The sequence below is a fragment of the Echinicola soli genome (assembly GCF_006575665.1).
Taxonomy (GTDB): Bacteria; Bacteroidota; Bacteroidia; order Cytophagales; family Cyclobacteriaceae; genus Echinicola; species Echinicola soli.
In genome coordinates this window covers 2,981,410-2,999,362 of record NZ_CP041253.1, presented here as the reverse complement: position 1 = coordinate 2,999,362, position 17,953 = coordinate 2,981,410, and the positions used below count along the sequence as shown (strand labels likewise).

Genomic DNA, 17,953 nt, shown 5'->3' with positions numbered 1-17,953 from the left:
TTCGTCTCCCCGTTTGACCGTTAGGAATAACATGCGATTTTCACCGTATTCATATGGTGCTATTTACCCTTCATTGCTACTCCATCACACTTCTCCACTTCGAAAAATCCATTACCTTTGTCCTAATTAACTTACAATCTCCCTCTTTATGGATAATCTCCCTAAATATTTCAAAAGGACATTTGAAGATTATAAAGTCCTCGTCAAGGTTAACCCTGCTGACTTTACAGGAATCGAACTCATCATACACCCTTCCGGTAAAATAGAAAAGACCATCATGGAATTCGATGACGAAATCTATGATGATCTTGAAGTGGACGAATTTGAGTCTTGCAGCCCCTTGGAATTTAATATGTACCTAAAGGGCTTGGCCTAAATCTTTCCACTTACTGCTTTTGATCTTCACTTGCATCAGGAGCAGTTTTCTTGTTCCAGTATGGTGGTAATTCTTTTTCCTCCAGTTTTACCAATCGCTCATCCTCAAATGTCGCTAAAAGATAAAACCGTTCATCCCTGACCACACGATAGGTCTTTTGCTCTCCCTCCAAGTTGCTGATCACTGCATCTGGGTGGACTTTTAGAAAATCACTTTCTTCCATGCCTACTTTGTAATTAGGAGCTCCCTTCATCGAAGAACAGCTGACTACGAAAAGTGTAATCGATAAAATGGGCAGAATAAACAACAATTTTTTCATAATACTTAAAATTTTTAATTAACGATACATCCGCAATAATATTGCCAAAGATTTTTCAGTTGATTTTGAATACTTTAATAAAGGAGACGATTTATTTTGGCCTGGAGTTTTGTACGGGAAAGTTTTTGACGTACCTTTGTACTCAAGCGGCACGACCAGCTCCTGCCAAATCCCCCAGGTCCGGAAGGAAGCAAGGGTAGGCGGTTGTAGCGGTGCGATGCCGCTTCTTTTTTGCCTTTTTTTATAAATGTAAAAAATACATTTATTATTTTTAACCATCTTTCAAAATAAACACCTAACTTTACCACTCTAAAGGGATTAATCAGGTAAAATATCGCTTTCAAAAGGAAAGCAATGAGTGTTCTTTTAGCATTTTACTATAATATTTGGTAAAATTTGCGGATTGTATTAATTGTCATTGTCGGTCAACACAGGCAATGACCAACCATATTCATCAAAACCAAAAAACCGTTTTACAAATGAAATTCTTTATTGACACCGCCAATCTCGATGAAATCAAAGAAGCCTATGACCTAGGTGTACTGGATGGTGTAACCACTAACCCCTCCCTGATGGCCAAAGAAGGCATCACAGGAGACGATAACGTAAGAGCTCACTACAAAGCCATTTGTGACATCGTAGATGACAAGGTAAGTGCAGAAGTTATTTCTACCGATTTTGACGGCATGGTCAAAGAAGGTAAAGAACTTGCCAAAATAGACGACAAGATTGTCGTAAAGGTTCCCATGATCAAAGATGGTGTGAAAGCTATCAAGTACTTCAGCGGTGAAGGCATCAGAACCAACTGTACCTTGGTGTTTTCTGCAGGTCAGGCAATCTTGGCAGCAAAAGCAGGCGCTACCTACCTTTCTCCGTTTATCGGCCGTCTAGATGACATTTCTTTTGATGGACTAGACCTGATAGAGCAGATCGTCCATATCTATCAAAACTACGGCTACGATACCCAGGTATTGGCTGCTTCCTTGAGACACACTATGCACCTGATCAAATGTGCCGAAATCGGTGCGGACGTGATCACTTGTCCACTGAAAGTGATCACTGGTTTACTAAACCATCCACTTACAGACTCAGGGCTTGCTAAATTCTTGGCAGACCACGCTAAGGCAGCAGGAAAATAAACTGAGGAAAGCTTTATATTTTTCCACCATCCTGTCATCGAATGATGCTCGGGGTGGTGGTTTTTTTTTTGATAGCAAGCAGATATTGCAGATTGGGCAGATATTCGCTGATGTTCGTAAATGATCATTTTATTTTATACTGTAGCAATAGGTAGAGGAACACAGGCACCGCACAACCCGCTTTATGAAATTGTAGTAGCCTGTCCCGAAATCCTTCGAGGAATATCGGAAAGAGCTTCATGAAAATCAGTTGGTTTGGAGGTGTGAGCGTAGCACCGCTACGGTATACCCTATTGTTCCAGCAGCTGTGCAGCGGAACCGCAAGCAGTGAGTTTTTAACTCAACACTTGTTAAAGCACGGGTGGCATAAAGGGTCGGTTCTTTTCTTATTAAGTGGTATATCAATGCCAATTGGTCTGCCCCGCCGTTAGATGGGCTAGCTTGGTAACGAATAAGATGCGTGTAAGCCACAAAGTCACCAAGGCACTATTTTTTCGGGAAACAAAGGTGCAGACTGCACGACACTTCCCAACCAATCCACTTTGTGACTTCGAGCCTTCGTGGCAAAAAAAGCAGGCCACTTGTTAAAGCACGGGCGGCATAGAGGTTTGGGTCTTTTCTTATTAAGTGGTATATCAATGTCAGTGGGTCTGCCCCGCCGTTAGATGGGCTAGCTTGGTAACGAATAAGATACGGTAAACCACAAAGTCACCAAGGCACTATTTTTTTTGGGGAAACAAAGGTGCAGACTGCACGACACTTCCCAACCAATTCACTTTGTGACTTCGAGCCTTCGTGGCAAAAAAAGCAGGCCACTTGTTAAAGCACGGGCGGCATAGAGGTTTGGGTCTTTTCTTATTAAGTGGTATATCAATGTCAGTGGGTCTGCCCCGCCGTTAGATGGGCTAGCTTGGTAACGAATAAGATGCGTGTAAGCCACAAAGCTCTAAGGCCCAAGACTGTTTGTTTTCCATGAAATTTGGAATACTCCTACAAAACACTTCATGTCTTGGCGACTTCGTGGCGACATATCACATGAACGGATACCTTTCTCCGCCAGAAATATTGCTTAGTTCCAAATTCCATCCTTCAATAATTTATGATTTCTCATTTTAAATTAGCATAATATTTTTATCTCATAGCGTTATCATTTAAATTTCGTCTTCTAAACACAGCCAATTATTCTTATGTATATCATCAAGGTCAAGGGCAAAGCCAAAATACCCGATTACATTCAAATCAGGGATGAAAACTTTGTGCTTGTAGCTTATTTTAGAGCTGATCGCCCACTCAAAAACCTGGAAAAATTTGGTTTGGAAGGGAAAGAAGAAGAAATGGAAAGTTTGATCCGAGAACTCCCCTTTGGTAAATTACAAAAGCTAGAACTGTAAAAAATATGGTATTTTCCAGTGAACCTGTTGTCCGCCTTGATAAGGCCTGCATCTTCCAAGGCATTACTGCTATCTTACAAGATGTTTCCTTTGATATTGATAAAGATGAATTTGTTTTTCTAATCGGAAGAACTGGCAGCGGCAAAAGTTCCTTGCTAAAAACGCTTTATGCCGATCTGCCCCTGAAAATGGGCTATGGTAAAATCGTTGGATATGACCTTCAGAAGATCAAAACCAAAGAAGTCCCCTTCCTCCGGAGAAAACTTGGAATCGTGTTTCAGGACTTTCAACTCTTTACAGATAGGACGGTTGCCGAAAACCTTTATTTCGTCATGCGTGCCACTGGTTGGAAGGACAAATCCAAGATGAAAACCAGAATGGTAGAGGTGCTCATGCGGGTCGGACTAGGTGGTGCAGCGACCAAAATGCCCCATCAGCTTTCCGGTGGCGAACAGCAGCGTGTAGTCATTGCCCGTGCCCTGCTCAATCACCCTTCCATCCTCCTGGCTGATGAACCTACCGGAAATCTCGACCCAGAAGTGGCCGATGGTATCTTTAAGCTCTTTCAAGAAATCAACAAACAGGGAACGGCAGTACTTATGGCCACTCATAACCATGATTTGCTCAACAAATACCCCTACAGAATTCTTAAATGTGAAAAAGGAAAATTACTGGATTCCAAGACTACAGAAATTATAAAATGAAGTTCTTTCTATAGGATAAAAGCAAAAAAGCTCAAGAGATTATTCGTCACCTTTCATAATACCCATATGCTGAAACAATGGTAACCACTACTCTACCTTCTTCAATCGCATATACCAAGTGGTGCTCCCTGTTAATTCTACGTGACCAATAGCCATGATAATCGTGCTTGAGCCTTTCTGGCTTTCCAGTACCATCATTAAGGATGGATTTTCAACTCATCAAGTAAACGTCTTATTTTTTAATCACTGCTAAATTCCCTGCTTTTTTGAGCTTTGATATATCTTCTAACGCTTCATCAGTGAAGGCTATTTCGTAAATCATAGCCCAAGAAGCTTGTCAAAGTCCTGAGGGTCAACCTTTGTTGTTTTTCCCGCTTTATGCTGGGCAATTCCCTTTAAAACATGTTCCTTAACCTTGGGATCCATAAAATACTCATCTGACTCGCTCACTGGAGAAAGCACATACGCTTTGTCTTTTCCTCGCTGGATTATGATATGTTGGTTATTATCCACCATATCCAGGTATTTTTTCTGATTGTCTCTAAACTCTCTTGAACTGATCACTAACATATTGCTTTATTTATCATGTACCATATAAGGTACACAAATATAAAAATATTAGTTCAACAAAAACAAAACACATAAAAAACCAATTTATACACTTGCGCACTAAACTACTCTACCTGCAACAAAACCAACCAAGCTTCTTCAACCTTATCCTCTTCCAGCAGTTCCTTAGCATACTCATGGAGATGAAAGATCAAGCTCTCTTTGTCATTTTGAAACCTGACCAACATTTCTTCGATCTCTGGTCGTCGGGCGTAATCATAGATGGCTACTTCATCAGGGAAGCTTTCCACATTCCCCAGTTTTCCCAGGTCATTCCCTGTCAACACCACACTGAGCCGAACTTTTTCCGGAAGCTGGTCGACCCCAAGCCCTTTTGTCTTGAGTGGTTTTTTGACTTTAAAAAGTGCCTCCCCATTTGCCCTGCAATACCAGTCCCCTCCCATTCTGGCGACCGCATCCAGTTTACCAGGCGTGATCTGATCATTCTCATCCAATACCGACTCATCAATATGTGCCAAAAGGATCTCACAAATCACCAAGTTGGCGGCTCCAGCTTCTTGCCCAATCGGCACGACTTCGAGTACTTTACATTCAAATGCAACTGGGGCCTCTTTTACCCTGGGCGGCTTTACGTTTACGGATTTCGTCTCTGTCAGTCCTACTTTCACAAATTCATTGATTCCCTTCTCGTATTCCGTGCTGGCCAAGGACATCTGCTGTACCATCTTATAATTGACGATATTAATAACTACTTCGGGGACTTCCCTGACGTTTTCCAGCGTATGCTTGGTTGTATTGTCCCTGACCCTTCTGGACGGGGAAAAGACCACCAAAGGAGGATTGGAGCCAAAGGCATTAAAAAAACTGAACGGGCTCAGGTTGACCTGGCCGGCACTGTCCATGGTGCTCACAAAGGCAATTGGCCGGGGGGCTATTGCGCCTAACATATAGCTATGAAATGCTCCTACTGAAACTTTTTGGGGATCTATTGTTCTTATCATAATTGCACGATCAAAGGTGATCCTTCTTCACCAAACCTCCAGTCAATAAGTGGAATTGTTTAACTTTGGGAAGATGTAATCGTTATCACAGTATAATTTAAGGAAAGATCGCCTGAAAAAAAACAACTAACGCAACCCTAATGAAGCACACCATTTTAACGCTGTCCCTACTGATCTTCACGGCAATGGTAGGCATTCACATCGCCCACGCACAGCGAATTTCCGGTAGCTCTACGCTTAAAATAGACGATAGCCTGGACGAACGTATTTTTTCCATTGCCCAGCTGGAATTCTTCGAAGACACTACCAACACCTTGGAATTTGGAGATATTGTCCAACCTGATTTTCAAGATAACTTCAAAATCCGACCATCTTTCAACAAGAATAAATTTAACATTGACAATACCTATTGGGTAAAACTTTCTATAGACAAAACCCCAAATAGCACCAAAAAGTGGTTGATGGAATTCTACGATCAGACCATTGATGTGGTGGAAGTATATGCTCCCAATAGCGAGGGGGAATATGATGAAATCATTATGGGAGACGCTATACCCTTCGGTTCCAGGAATTTCAGGCATAAAAACTTTGAATTGCTCATAAACAACAACAGTGATGGGATCAGCAACTATTATGTCAAAATCCAATCCCACCAAAAAGCGGACATACGAATTGCCATCCGCTCGATCAATCGCTTTATCTTTTATGCATTAAACGAGTATTTTGCCTATGGAGTCTTCTATGGCATGATCCTGATCATTGGTCTCTACAATCTTCTCGTCTATACGGTGATCAGAGAAACCAAATACCTCTACTATACCTTCTACCTGATCAGTGTGGGGATCTATGCCCTTAGTGTAGACGGTATCGCGTTCCAGTACCTATGGCCCAATTTCCCAAAATGGAACCAAATTGCCAATGGTGTCTTTAGCTTCTCCATTGTGTTATGGGCCATATTGTTCTCGATCAAGTTTCTGAATACACGGTTTCGATCTCCCCTGATTCACAAAGTCCTGATCATCATCTTGGCGATCAAATCCATTATTTTCCTTATTGCCCTGCTCTGGGATCCAAAGCTATTTGAGATCAGGTATTATGACATTATTCCCTTCTTCTTCATCTTCTTTGCCAGCGTATACATCTGGACGAGGGGATATAAAGTGGCCCGATTCTTCGTAATCGCCTATGGCGTGCTATTTGTCGGCGTGGTGGTCAAAGTACTGGTCAATGCCGCCATCATACCACACATGACACTGGTCTACTATAGCCTTCATCTTGCCTTTTTGGTGGAAATGCTATTGCTGACCTTTGCACTCGGCGACCGCATCCAAATCCTAAAAGACAATAGAGACCGAGCGATGCGAAGAACCATAAGGCAAATGGAAGATAATTTTGCCCTTAAGGAAAAAGTCAACAGGGAACTGGAAGTTAAAGTAAGCGAAAGAACTAAAGAACTAGCGCATAAAAACAAGCTACTGGAAGACTACAATCAGCAGCTGACAGAAAAAGACGAAGAGATTAAGCGCATCAACTCACTTCTGGACAGAGACAACTGGAAACTCAAAAGCAGTATCAAGGAATCCTTCCAAGCCAGACTGAGCAATAAACTCCTTTCCTTCGAGGAATTTCAGCGCATCTTTCCTGACCAATCTGCCTGTCTTCGCTATCTGGAAGAATTCAAATGGGGCAAAGGCTATGAGTGCAGGCATTGTGGAAACAGCAAAAGCTCCAAAGGCCCCAAACTCTTTACCAGAAGGTGCTCGAAATGCGGTCATATCGACTCGGTCACTGCTGGCACCATTTTCCACGGCGTCAAGTTCCCGCTCGAAAAAGCATTTTTTATTGCTTACGAGCTGATAGCAAACACGGAAAAACGGACATTGGAGGAACTGGCTGAATTGCTGGAGCTCCGTAAAAATACTGTTTGGAATTTCCGCAAAAAAACCCGCCAAAATATCGAAGCCCATAATATCAAAAATCCACATTGGGATGATATCCTGATCATAGTGGAGGAAAAAGTGAACGGAAAAAAATAGAAAGTAGCATAAAGTACTGAGCAGGACTGTGTCGAATGGTCTAACTGCCTGATTAATTATTGTATAGTCAAACAAACCCTCCTGTTGGTTGAAGTGGTTAGACTTATACCATTCAATTATTGTAAAAAAAAAGAACAGATAGACACTACCTGTTCTTTTCAAAATTAAATCAACCGCATATGTGCTTTACCGTAATTCCTTATTCATAATATAAGGTGTAAAACAAAAATAAGTTTACTCAAACGCCCAAAGCGCTACATCCAACAAAGCTCCGTCTTGAGCCTTCTGTGCTGCCGTAACATTTTCCATGTTGGTTTGAAACTCACTATCGGGATATAAAAACCTCTTCGGCACCACACCTGAAGGATTAAATCCATTGGATCCATTAGGGTTAGCTTCCAGAACTGGGAAACCTGTTCTCCTGTAGTTCACCCAAGTTTCATGAAAAGCCGTTCCATAATACGCCTTATAGGCTTCGACTATGATTGTCTCTTTGTCTATGCCTTCTGTAATTACCGCATCCGCATACGCTTCACCTCCGTCGGCACCACATTGGTCGAAACTAGCCACAATAGCCTCTTTTAAGGCCATAGCCGGATCAGCACCTGTTTCTAATAATGCCTCTGCTTCCATAAATTTAACCTCTGCAAAAGAAATCATCGGTATTTTGGCATCACTCTTGGAATACGGCAAATTGGCATCACTACCAAAGTATTGCCATACTCCATCACCATCCTGGAACATGTAGAATGGCCGTCTCGGATCTCCTTTCATCATTTCAGCAAATCTACTGTCTATCCCTAATGTACTAGGTCTCTCTATACCAAATTTTGCCAGCGAATAATTTGAAATCTGGGCGGTTTCAAACTGGAAATCCGACTGCTCCTCTATGGAAGTATATGCGCCGCCCAATTCAGTCAGGGCCGCCGAATAATTTGACGAATTCCTTTTAGTCTGATGCATCAAGAATCTTGCTTTCAGTGCTTTGGCAGTCTTTAACCATCTTTTGACATTACCATCATAAATCAAATCCCCGCCTGCATACCCGATCGGTTCTCCTGAAAGAATTGTTATAGCTTCGTCAAGCATTTGAATGACCCCCATATAGACTGCTTCTTGCGTATCGTATTTAGGCTGAAATACTTCAGCACCCTGAAGAGCTTCTGTAAATGGCATACTTCCAAAATAGGAGGTACTGATTCCATATTGATTGGCCATGACCACTTTCCCAACGGCTTCATAGAAGGGAGCATCTTCTTGCTGGGCTTGCTTGATCATCACATCACAACTTCTTAGCACTCCGGCATACAAGCCACCTCTCCAATAATTATTCAAGAGATCTGTTCCAAGTATATACTGAGTGTAATCAATCTGTTGCGCATCCAGCCCTATAAATTGCTGCATGATAATACCAATTGCCCTTGGACCACCGCCACCTTCATTGAACATAGAAGAGCTCAGCACCTCCGGTAACATGAGGTTTAAGTCTACTTCTGTCAATGCTGTTGGATCATTGTTCAGCTCATCAAAAGGGGTGTTTTCACATGAAAAGAGAACAACTAAGAAGAGAGATATGTATGTATTATATAATTTCTTCATTTCAAATAAATTTTTCATTAAAACGTAAGATTAAGCGTCATGGAAACACTCTTGGTGTTCGGAGAATTGAAATAATCCAGGCCATATCCATTGGAATTACCTGTTAAATTAGTCTCCGGGTCAATTCCGGGATAGTCCGTCTTCAGCCAAAGGTTTCTTCCGGTAACGGATAATCCCGCACCTTCCAGCAGCCCAATCCCGTCTAAAAGGTTATCGGGCAATGTATAGGAAAGGGTAAGTTCCCTTAACCGCATCCAAGAGCCATCCCAAATGTTCATTTCTGTTATTCCGCCAAATCCATATCTTCTTCGATAAAACTCACCTTCAGATGCAGTTGGACTTTGTGCTATCGGTACGGAAATGTCATTTTCCACGTAAACAGGATTATCACTGGTGCCGGTATTGATCACTCCGTCAAAAACGATCTTATCGTTCCTTTCATCCGCAGAAAGCTGCGAAGTACCGAAATAATCCATAATCCCACAGGTTCCGCACCAAACGTCCCCTCCTTTTCTGAAGTCCAATAATGCGGAAAGGCGAATCCCCTTGTACTCAAATGAATTTCTCAAGCCAAGCGTAAAATCCGGATTTGGGTCGCCAAGGGCTTTTTTCTCCGGATCGGCAAGCGGCCACCCATCACTTCCTATGATCATTCTGCCGTCATCTGCCCTTTGGAAACCATCTCCCCATATGGTACTGTATGGCATACCGGTGACCAACGAAGCAGAAGTAGAGGTAAACCCAGCCAGAAACACCCTATCCAATCCTTCTGCCAACTGCTCGACAGTGTTCTCCATACTGGTAAAATTACCCTCTATATCCCAGCGAAAATCATAACTTTCAACCGGTGTGAAACTACCGATTATTTCCCAGCCCTTATTGAGAATTTCCCCAGAATTCAATACTGATTCAAGATATCCTGTAGTGGCTGAGGTTTGAACTTCGATTATGACATCTTCTGACTGAGTATTGAAATAAGTCACATCCAGGCCAAATCTTCCATTAAAGAGGCGAACTTCTCCTCCTACCTCATAGGTAGTCGCCCTTTCCGGAGTCAATTGTGGATTGGCCAGCAATGTTCCTCTTTCAAAGGCATTTGTTCCGTAAGAGGGATATTCAACGGATGAAATAAACCCATCACCATCTGATTCTGCCTGGGAATAAATATTGGCGGTGGAATAAATAGGGGCATCGTTCCCTATTACCCCGTAGGACGCCCTAAGCTTCAAATAATCCAAAAATGAATCGCGGATATCAATAGCTTCCGATAATACAATCCCTGTACTTACCGAATAAGACTGGTAGGTATTATTATCACTTGGCAATGCCGAAGACCAGTCATTTCTACCGGTAAGATTCAGGAAAGCCCAATCATTGTAAGAAAAATCCAGTGTACTGTACAGACCATGGATACGCTTACGAGAAATATCCTCATCTGCCGTAAGATCTGCCGCATTACTGATATGATAAAAATTCGGCGCAGCTAATGTATTCCCGAAAGTTTCCTGTTGGGTATAGTGCGAATTAAACAAATTATATCCGACCAATCCCGTCATGGTAAGTCCATCGACCAACTCATGATTGAACCCAAAAACCAAATCGGAAGTGACATCCGAGTTTCCGGCAAATCGCTGCGTAACTGATCCTACGTTGTTACCAAAACCGCCGAGGTTAATATCCAAAGCACTAATGACTGCCTCGGAATAATGATCGATTCCTAGCTTATAGGATAAGTATAGACTTTTGTTTATTTCATATTTCAATCCCGCTATTCCGATGACTCTGTTGACATTATCCTCTGTCGGGTTTTTATTAACCGTCCAATAGGGGCTGTCATATACTCCCCACCGATAAGATCGCTGCGATCCATCTGGATTGACATAGGTAGATTCCTCATTTGCAGCAGACTGTCCCGACAGTCCATTACCAATATCGAACGTGGGTGTATTTCTCAGCAAGCCCAGCATAATGCCATTGATATTTGATCCTTGCTGCACCCTAAATCCTCCGGAATTAGAGAAACTCGCAGACATGGTAGCAGACAATTTTTCAGAAATATCTACTTCAAGGTTGCTCCTGAAGGATGTTCTTTGAAAAGAGGCATTGGGTATTACCCCTTTTTGATCCAATCTTCCCCCTGAGAAATAGTAACGAGTTGTCTCATTTCCGCCGGAAACAGAAGCATTTAAATTTATCGTTCTACCATTCTCAAAGAAACTATAGGGATCGTATGCTCTGGCGGGCACACCGTTTCCAGTACCCTTAGGGACAAGTTTCCCTCCTTTATCAAAGAAATAACCATCATCCCCATCAAATTCCAACTCTGAAATCATTGGCCCCCAAGAATCTCCTTCCGCGGTTTCTGGTCCGCGATAGGTGGCCACACCATCTTTAAATGCACCTTGAGCATAGATATTCTGTCTTTTGGGTAGTTTGTTGACTTTATCCACTGCATAAGTTGTAGAAATTTTTACAACCGGTTTTCCGGCCTTACCCTTTTTAGTTGTAATCACTATTGCCCCATTGGCAGCCCTTACCCCATAGAGTGCGGTAGCAGCAGCACCTTTTAGTACTGTCAGGGAAGCAATGTCGTTTGGGTTCAAATCTATGGCCCTGTTGGATTCTGTAACACCACCCGCGGTATTCCCGCCGCCACCGGTGGAATTATCAATAGGAATTCCGTCTACTACAAACAGAGGTTGGTTGCTTTTGTTGACAGAGACACTCCCCCGGATTCTGATGCTAGAGGAAGCTCCGGGCGTTCCGGCGGAAGAGGTCACCTGAACCCCAGCTACTTTAGCATTCAGAGCATTGACCAGGTTAGGCTCTTTGGAATCCAGAATTTCCTGAGTATCCACATTCTGCACCGCATACCCCAGACTACTTTTGTTGGCTTCCAAACCTGAGGCGGTGATCACCACTTCTCCGAGTTCTTTGGCATCGGCTCCTAAAGTGACATCAATCTTAGTGGACTCACCTACAATCCGTTCTTCGGTCTTTTTGCCAATAAATGAAAAGACTAGGACATCCCCTTATTTACTTTGATAGAGTAATTACCGTCAATATCCGTAGTAACACCATCATAGGTTTCCTTTATTACCACGCTAACTCCCGGCAAGGGGACACCATCCTCATTTATCACAGTGCCCGTTACAATCTTTTCTTGTGCAAAGGTAAATTGCACGATTAACGCCAGTATTAGCGTTAAAAAACCAGTAATCATTGTTCTCATATTAGATATATTTGGGTTTAGTAATAATATCCACTCCACTATCTCTCCTGTAGCGCGTAATTGATGTGAATCTCATTTTTGAAAACTTTATAGAAAAGCTTCTTAACCACCGAACTCATGTAACGGTAACTCAATCAATTTACAGTTATTGATTTCATATTGGTTAATAATTGACTTTGATAAAACAAAACCTTATTAATGCTTGCTTTGCTCTACGCGAGAATGATACAGGATGGAACAAAAATAAATCATAATACTCATAATATAAAATATAATACTGATTTTATTTAATTATCAAAATTTATTATGGTTAAAATCACTTATATTATTTAAAAATGAATTAAAACAAGATAGTAATTTAGTGTAATATTTATTTTTAACATGTAATTGGTAAAAATTTTTATATTTTAAATCTACTTCAAAACTGGTTTACTCCATCATTTCAAACCATTCAGGAATAAGCCATGGATTCCATCCCACATCCTCATCCCCATGACTAATCTCATCTGGATCCATTTACGGCAGATAGTAACGGGGTGTTGAATCTATCTGTGGACATTAGGATTATTTGGTAAATAAAAATCTTGCATATTAACTAAGTTTGTTCTGTCCCTGAAATGCATTTCACTATCAATTCGCAAAAAAATAGAGATTATTAATGCTAAACTTATACACTATAGTATTTTAACGAGATACGATAACTCAAAATCCACCTAATTCGCTCAATTAAAGCTATTTTATTGTTATTTATCCATGAATTTCAGAACTAAATCCCCACTTCCAACACCGTCCAAAACACCAAGATTTTAACATTTTTTAGCGTTACCATTTTTCTTTCTTATACCTTTTCTAAATCAAACGATGCAAAATGCAAACGTTTGAGTTCACCTATTCTAAAACCCAAAATCTTAACACTTATGATTGAGCTTTTACGCATAAGTAAGGAATCATGGAAACCCAACGTATCCTACTCAGGGAAAATTTTCATGATATTGATCATGGTATTTTTTGCGATGATCAAGCTAGGCACCGCGCAAGATGCCAGTGTTACGGGAACAGTCCTCGACCAAGGTGGTGAACCCATCCCTGGAGTAAACATCCTGGAACAAGGCACCAGCAATGGGACCATTACTGACTTGGATGGCAAGTATTCGATTACCCTCAGCTCTCCCGATGCCACATTGAAATTTTCTTTTATCGGATTCGAGCCCCAAACCATCGCCCTGAACGGGAGATCCCAACTGGACATTACGCTCCAAGAAGAATTGACGGGTCTCGATGAAGTTGTTGTCATCGGTTATGGTGCACAGAAAGAGAAGGAAATGACCTCGGCCATCACCACACTTAAAACCGAAGACCTGGTCAAAACCCCAAGTTCTAACGCCATGCAATCACTACAAGGAAAAGTAGCCGGCGTACAGATCGTCAGCAAGGGCGCGCCTGGTGCTTCCCCTACGGTAAGGGTGAGAGGTATCGGCTCCTTTGAAGGAGGAGGAGCACCATTATATGTAGTGGATGGAATGTTCTTTGACAACATCGACTTCCTCAACTCCAATGACATCAAAACCCTCTCAGTACTTAAAGATGCTTCAGCATCTGCCATTTATGGTGCCAGGGCCTCCAATGGGGTCGTACTGATCGAAACCAAATCCGGTGAATACGAGCAGGAAGCGGAAATCGTCTATGACGGATATTACGGGGTACAAAATCCTCAAAATGTACTCAAGATGGCCAACAGCCAGCAATTTGTACAGTACGTCAATGAAACAGGCTCAGTTCCTGACATGGAGTTTGTAGACAATGCCATGCAGGCCTATGGAAGGAGCCGGATAGACCCCGGCATTCCTGCGGTCAACACCGATTGGTATAATGAGATCATGAGCCCTGCCCCCATCCAAAACCACACCTTGACCTTCTCAGGCGGTAGTGCCAAAACCAGATACTCCATCGGTGGCAGCTATTTTAGCCAGGATGGGTTGCTCAATGAAACCAGAAATGAATACGAGCGGGTAAACATCCGCGCCAACATCGACTCCAAGGTAAAAGAGTGGATTACCGTGGGTGGTAACTTCACCTTCAGTACCGCCAAACAGTACGTAGGCTCTGACGCAGCTTGGTTCAACGCCTATTTTGCCGTACCTATTCTGCCCAAATATGATGAGGAATTTGGTGCATCTCCAGTCCCACTGTCCAATGCACAACGACTCGGCTACAGGGGAAGACAAAACCCTTTCTATCCGCTGCTATATAATGACAACAGGAACAAGGTCAATAAAATCAATGGCAATCTCCATGCGGAGCTGACTTTCATTCCCGATAAACTAACTTTCCGATCTGCTTATAGTTATAAGCTCAATATGGTCAATGCCCGAAATGTCAACTTCGCCTACAATGACGGGGTACTGGATCCACTTTCAAGTCTTTCCAGATCAAACCAAACCTACTTTGACCAGATCATAGATAACTACCTTACTTATAAGGACTTTTTCGGTGACCATGGTATTACCGCTACACTAGGGCAATCTTTCAGAAGTGAAACCTACGAAGTCCTCAGTGGAAACCGAAACGACTTGGATCCCAATCCTACCTTTAACAATGAGGAACTATGGTACCTGAACAATGGCCAAGCCAATGATATCAATACGGTCTCAGATGGCGGTAGTCGCATATTTTACCTTTCTTTCTTTGGTAGATTAGCTTATAACTATAAGGAAAAATACTTGCTTTACGCCACCTATCGTCAGGACAATTACAATAAATTCCAGGTGGACAGTGAGGACTTCTTCACCCTTGGTGCCGGCTGGGTAGCTACAGAGGAAGATTTTTTTGATGTAAAAGGCATCGACTTCCTTAAATTCAGGGCTTCTTGGGGCCAGCTTGGGAACGACGGAATCAACCCATCTGTGGGACAACCTACTCTACAAGGAACCAACAATGCTTTCAATGATGTACGTGTTCCTGGTTTTAGATTGGATCCCACCTATGACCTGATCGATAAGATAGAGACCACAGAAGAAACTAACTTTGGAGTGACGGCTAAATTCTTCCAAAATAGGCTATCGCTGGAAGCAGATTACTATATTAGAAACACCCAAAGTCTAGCAGTAACCGTATTGCAGCCCTTGTTTAGAGGTTCCGTGCGGAGAAGTGTTGGAGAGATCCAAAACAAAGGCTTGGAGGTCTCCTTAAACTGGGAAAACAAAGTTTCCGAGGATTTCTCGTATTACATCGGCGGTAACTTTGCCACCCTGCAAAACACCGTCAAAGGACTTGGCGGTCCTGAGTACCTTAACTCCGGCCAGGCTGAATTCCGCCAACGATCCATCGTAGGCCAGCCTTACCAGGCATTTTATGGCTATGAGGTAGCTGGGGTTTTCCAGAACGAATCAGACATCTCCAATAGTGGCTATTCAGAACAGTTTTTGGCCGAAAATGACCTAGTGCCTGGTGACTTTATGTTTAAGGACCAAAATGGTGATGGGGTCATCGATGATCTCGACAGAGTGGTTCTTGGCTCTTATCTACCAGAACTCACTTACGGTGGCAACCTTGGCTTCAGGTATAAGAACCTTGACTTTTCGGTCCTTATCCAAGGACAATCTGGCCATAGTATCCTGAACAGAAAAAGGGGTGAAATGATTTTCACTAATGACACTAACATCGATGCGGACTTGGCCACCAATCTCTGGAGAGGAGAAGGTACTTCCAATAAGTACCCTTCTGCTGCCGGCCTGCGAAAAGGATGGAACCAGAATTTCAGTGATTACTTTGTGGAAGACGGTTCTTTTTTCAGGGTCCAAAACGTACGCATGTCCTACTCCTTGCTGAACAAGGAAGTGATGGGAGTAATCATGCCGGAAACGCGCATCACCCTGACAGCAGAACGGCCATTGACCATTTTCAACTACAATGGTTTTAACCCAGAGGTGGACAACGGCATTGACCGACAGACCTACCCTATCCCTGCTGTATATACCGTGGGATTAAATGTCAAGTTCTAAAACCAATAACCTAAGAACAGTCATGAAAAAATTTCAATATAAACTGATCACATTGGTCACGGCTTTAACCTTGATGACCACCTTTTCCTGTAGCGAATACCTGGATGCTCCGCTGGAAAACCAAATTCTGGCAGAAGGAACTGATTATTCCCAATCCCAAAACATGGTTCTTTTGCTAAATGGCGCATATGCTGAGCTTTATGGATTTCAGTGGGAAACCTTTCCGCTTATCTCAGTACGCGGCGATGATGCCAACCCGGCGGGTGACCAGGAGCCCTTGTTTAAAACAGACACCTACGATTATGACAGAAGCTTCTGGATCTATAATTCCACTTGGCTAAACATGTACTCCGATATTATCTACTGGAATGGTGCTATCGAAGAGATCCAAAAATACCAGGAAGCGGGGGCAAGTGCTTCAAAAGCCAGTCAATATATCGCCGAGATCCAAGTCATGAAAGGCTATAACTTGCTTCAACTGGCCAGGCTTTGGAACAATATCCTGATTCCCGAAAGTTCAGACCCTAACGCTCTTTATGATGTGGAACTCACGCCTTATAATGGGGTGATGCAATACATTTCCGACCTGATGGATCAGGCCATGCCAAGTCTCCCAAATGTTCATCCCAACCAACGTTCGGATATCAGGGGTGGTGTGACCCGCTACACAGCCTTGGCCATTAAAGCCTTGGCCAACTTGGAAATGGAAAATTATCAAGGGGCCGCTGACGCTACCGGGGCGATCATTGAAAGCGGGGAATTTATGTTGGAAACGGATTACTACCAGCTGTTTAAAATTCCTGGAAAACTAAATAATGAGAACATCCTGGAATTTCAATACTCAGATTATGGTGCTGAGAGTGGTACATCCGACAGATTCCCATGGCAGGTATACGGTCCTCAAGCGATAGGCTGGCAGCCCGCCGTACCCGGGTCAAGTGGCGGATGGGGCTTCTGGGAACCTACCGAAAAATACGTCAAGTTCATGCTTGACCGAAATGACCGTAAGCGTTTAACGACTACTGTCCTTTTCACCCCAGACGGTATCAGTGACATTGAGTCGGATCCTGACTATGCAAATTTACCCAATTGGGTCACCAATATCACCCCTGATGGCGATACTTTTGGCAACGCCCCTCGGTACAAATTCCTAAGCGGCAAGCACTATCTACCCACTACCCAGCTGACACCAGGGAGATTTAATTATGGTGAAAACAAAAATATGATTGCCATCCGATACGCCGAAATCCTTTTGGTACATGCAGAAGCATTGGTGAGTGGTGCTTCCAGCAGTGCCATGTCAGCAGATGAAGCGGTAAATGCGGTGCGGTCCAGGGCAAACCTTGGAATGCTGAGCGGGGTCACCTTGGATGAGGTACTGGATGAGAAATTTGCCGAATTTGGCATGGAGTGGGGTGTTCGTTTCTTCGACTTGGTAAGGCATGACCGTACAAGCGAACTCAACTACGGCGGAAGAACCTTCCAAGAAGGCGACAGGTTCCTGCCTTACCCACTTGATCAACAGGATATCCTTCCCCAGCTAAAAGAAGCTAGCAATCAATAAGAATCGATAAAACCCAAAAGA

General features: G+C 42.9%; 14 protein-coding genes and 1 other RNA gene. 8 read left to right on the top strand and 7 right to left on the bottom strand.

The window, feature by feature from the left end; all coding sequences use genetic code 11:
• The first annotated feature begins 148 nt into the window (after positions 1 to 148).
• On the top strand, positions 149 to 376 hold the full coding sequence (locus FKX85_RS11965; protein ID WP_141614951.1) for a ligand-gated ion channel: 228 nt from the start codon (positions 149 to 151) through the stop codon (positions 374 to 376).
• Between the two features lie 10 nt (positions 377 to 386).
• On the opposite strand, the gene FKX85_RS11960 is transcribed toward FKX85_RS11965, so the two are convergent.
• Positions 387 to 695, bottom strand: coding sequence for a hypothetical protein (locus tag FKX85_RS11960; RefSeq protein WP_141614950.1), 309 nt, complete (start codon positions 693 to 695; stop codon positions 387 to 389).
• Positions 696 to 836: 141 nt separating this feature from the next.
• On the opposite strand from FKX85_RS11960, the gene ffs reads away from it, so the two are divergent.
• The 4 genes from ffs (at position 837) to FKX85_RS11940 (ending at position 3,929) form a co-directional block, all read left to right on the top strand.
• Positions 837 to 927, top strand: an RNA gene (ffs, locus tag FKX85_RS11955) — signal recognition particle sRNA small type.
• 247 nt (positions 928 to 1,174) lie between these two features.
• Positions 1,175 to 1,834, top strand: a complete 660-nt coding sequence (gene fsa, locus FKX85_RS11950) for a fructose-6-phosphate aldolase (RefSeq protein ID WP_141614949.1) — start codon at positions 1,175 to 1,177, stop codon at positions 1,832 to 1,834.
• A 1,187-nt stretch (positions 1,835 to 3,021) separates the two neighbouring features.
• A complete protein-coding gene (locus FKX85_RS11945; protein ID WP_141614948.1) occupies positions 3,022 to 3,225 on the top strand; it encodes a fructose-6-phosphate aldolase in 204 nt (67 codons plus the stop codon).
• 5 nt (positions 3,226 to 3,230) lie between these two features.
• Entirely contained in the window at positions 3,231 to 3,929 is a 699-nt protein-coding gene (locus tag FKX85_RS11940; RefSeq protein ID WP_141614947.1) for a cell division ATP-binding protein FtsE, read from the top strand.
• Positions 3,930 to 3,975: 46 nt separating this feature from the next.
• On the opposite strand, the gene FKX85_RS11935 is transcribed toward FKX85_RS11940, so the two are convergent.
• The 3 genes from FKX85_RS11935 to FKX85_RS11925 all read right to left on the bottom strand — a co-directional run bounded on the left by FKX85_RS11935 (position 3,976) and on the right by FKX85_RS11925 (position 5,500).
• Positions 3,976 to 4,134 carry a Txe/YoeB family addiction module toxin gene (locus tag FKX85_RS11935; RefSeq protein WP_141616783.1) on the bottom strand — a complete coding sequence of 53 codons (159 nt, stop codon included), beginning with the start codon at positions 4,132 to 4,134 and terminating at the stop codon, positions 3,976 to 3,978.
• Positions 4,135 to 4,247: 113 nt separating this feature from the next.
• On the bottom strand, positions 4,248 to 4,499 hold the full coding sequence (locus FKX85_RS11930; RefSeq protein ID WP_141614946.1) for a type II toxin-antitoxin system Phd/YefM family antitoxin: 252 nt from the start codon (positions 4,497 to 4,499) through the stop codon (positions 4,248 to 4,250).
• A gap of 104 nt (positions 4,500 to 4,603) precedes the next feature.
• A complete protein-coding gene (locus FKX85_RS11925) occupies positions 4,604 to 5,500 on the bottom strand; it encodes a flavin reductase family protein (protein ID WP_141614945.1) in 897 nt (298 codons plus the stop codon).
• Positions 5,501 to 5,640: 140 nt separating this feature from the next.
• Between FKX85_RS11925 and FKX85_RS11920 the strand changes: the two genes are divergently transcribed.
• Entirely contained in the window at positions 5,641 to 7,536 is a 1,896-nt protein-coding gene (locus FKX85_RS11920) for a 7TM diverse intracellular signaling domain-containing protein (RefSeq protein WP_229239603.1), read from the top strand.
• A 234-nt stretch (positions 7,537 to 7,770) separates the two neighbouring features.
• On the opposite strand, the gene FKX85_RS11915 is transcribed toward FKX85_RS11920, so the two are convergent.
• From FKX85_RS11915 to FKX85_RS11905, 3 genes are read right to left on the bottom strand one after another with little or no spacing between them, the layout of a single operon-like run.
• Positions 7,771 to 9,135 (bottom strand): SusD/RagB family nutrient-binding outer membrane lipoprotein, encoded by a 1,365-nt coding sequence (locus FKX85_RS11915; RefSeq protein ID WP_168196255.1) that lies wholly within the window; start codon positions 9,133 to 9,135, stop codon positions 7,771 to 7,773.
• A gap of 17 nt (positions 9,136 to 9,152) precedes the next feature.
• On the bottom strand, positions 9,153 to 12,119 hold the full coding sequence (locus FKX85_RS11910) for a SusC/RagA family TonB-linked outer membrane protein (RefSeq protein WP_229239839.1): 2,967 nt from the start codon (positions 12,117 to 12,119) through the stop codon (positions 9,153 to 9,155).
• A 35-nt stretch (positions 12,120 to 12,154) separates the two neighbouring features.
• Positions 12,155 to 12,367 (bottom strand): carboxypeptidase-like regulatory domain-containing protein, encoded by a 213-nt coding sequence (locus FKX85_RS11905; protein ID WP_141614942.1) that lies wholly within the window; start codon positions 12,365 to 12,367, stop codon positions 12,155 to 12,157.
• A gap of 917 nt (positions 12,368 to 13,284) precedes the next feature.
• On the opposite strand from FKX85_RS11905, the gene FKX85_RS11900 reads away from it, so the two are divergent.
• Both FKX85_RS11900 and FKX85_RS11895 read left to right on the top strand, forming a co-directional pair.
• Positions 13,285 to 16,368: a SusC/RagA family TonB-linked outer membrane protein gene (locus FKX85_RS11900; protein WP_141614941.1), complete on the top strand. Its 3,084-nt coding sequence runs from the start codon at positions 13,285 to 13,287 to the stop codon at positions 16,366 to 16,368.
• Positions 16,369 to 16,390: 22 nt separating this feature from the next.
• On the top strand, positions 16,391 to 17,932 hold the full coding sequence (locus FKX85_RS11895) for a RagB/SusD family nutrient uptake outer membrane protein (RefSeq protein ID WP_141614940.1): 1,542 nt from the start codon (positions 16,391 to 16,393) through the stop codon (positions 17,930 to 17,932).
• The last annotated feature ends 21 nt before the right edge of the window (positions 17,933 to 17,953 follow it).

Coding starts and splice junctions, on each gene's coding strand:
- FKX85_RS11965 (WP_141614951.1), top strand. CDS start 149: ATGGATAATCTCCCTAAATATTTCAAAAGGACATTTGAAGATTATAAA.
- FKX85_RS11960 (WP_141614950.1), bottom strand. CDS start 695: ATGAAAAAATTGTTGTTTATTCTGCCCATTTTATCGATTACACTTTTC.
- fsa (WP_141614949.1), top strand. CDS start 1,175: ATGAAATTCTTTATTGACACCGCCAATCTCGATGAAATCAAAGAAGCC.
- FKX85_RS11945 (WP_141614948.1), top strand. CDS start 3,022: ATGTATATCATCAAGGTCAAGGGCAAAGCCAAAATACCCGATTACATT.
- FKX85_RS11940 (WP_141614947.1), top strand. CDS start 3,231: ATGGTATTTTCCAGTGAACCTGTTGTCCGCCTTGATAAGGCCTGCATC.
- FKX85_RS11930 (WP_141614946.1), bottom strand. CDS start 4,499: ATGTTAGTGATCAGTTCAAGAGAGTTTAGAGACAATCAGAAAAAATAC.
- FKX85_RS11925 (WP_141614945.1), bottom strand. CDS start 5,500: ATGATAAGAACAATAGATCCCCAAAAAGTTTCAGTAGGAGCATTTCAT.
- FKX85_RS11920 (WP_229239603.1), top strand. CDS start 5,641: ATGAAGCACACCATTTTAACGCTGTCCCTACTGATCTTCACGGCAATG.
- FKX85_RS11915 (WP_168196255.1), bottom strand. CDS start 9,135: ATGAAGAAATTATATAATACATACATATCTCTCTTCTTAGTTGTTCTC.
- FKX85_RS11905 (WP_141614942.1), bottom strand. CDS start 12,367: ATGAGAACAATGATTACTGGTTTTTTAACGCTAATACTGGCGTTAATC.
- FKX85_RS11900 (WP_141614941.1), top strand. CDS start 13,285: ATGATTGAGCTTTTACGCATAAGTAAGGAATCATGGAAACCCAACGTA.
- FKX85_RS11895 (WP_141614940.1), top strand. CDS start 16,391: ATGAAAAAATTTCAATATAAACTGATCACATTGGTCACGGCTTTAACC.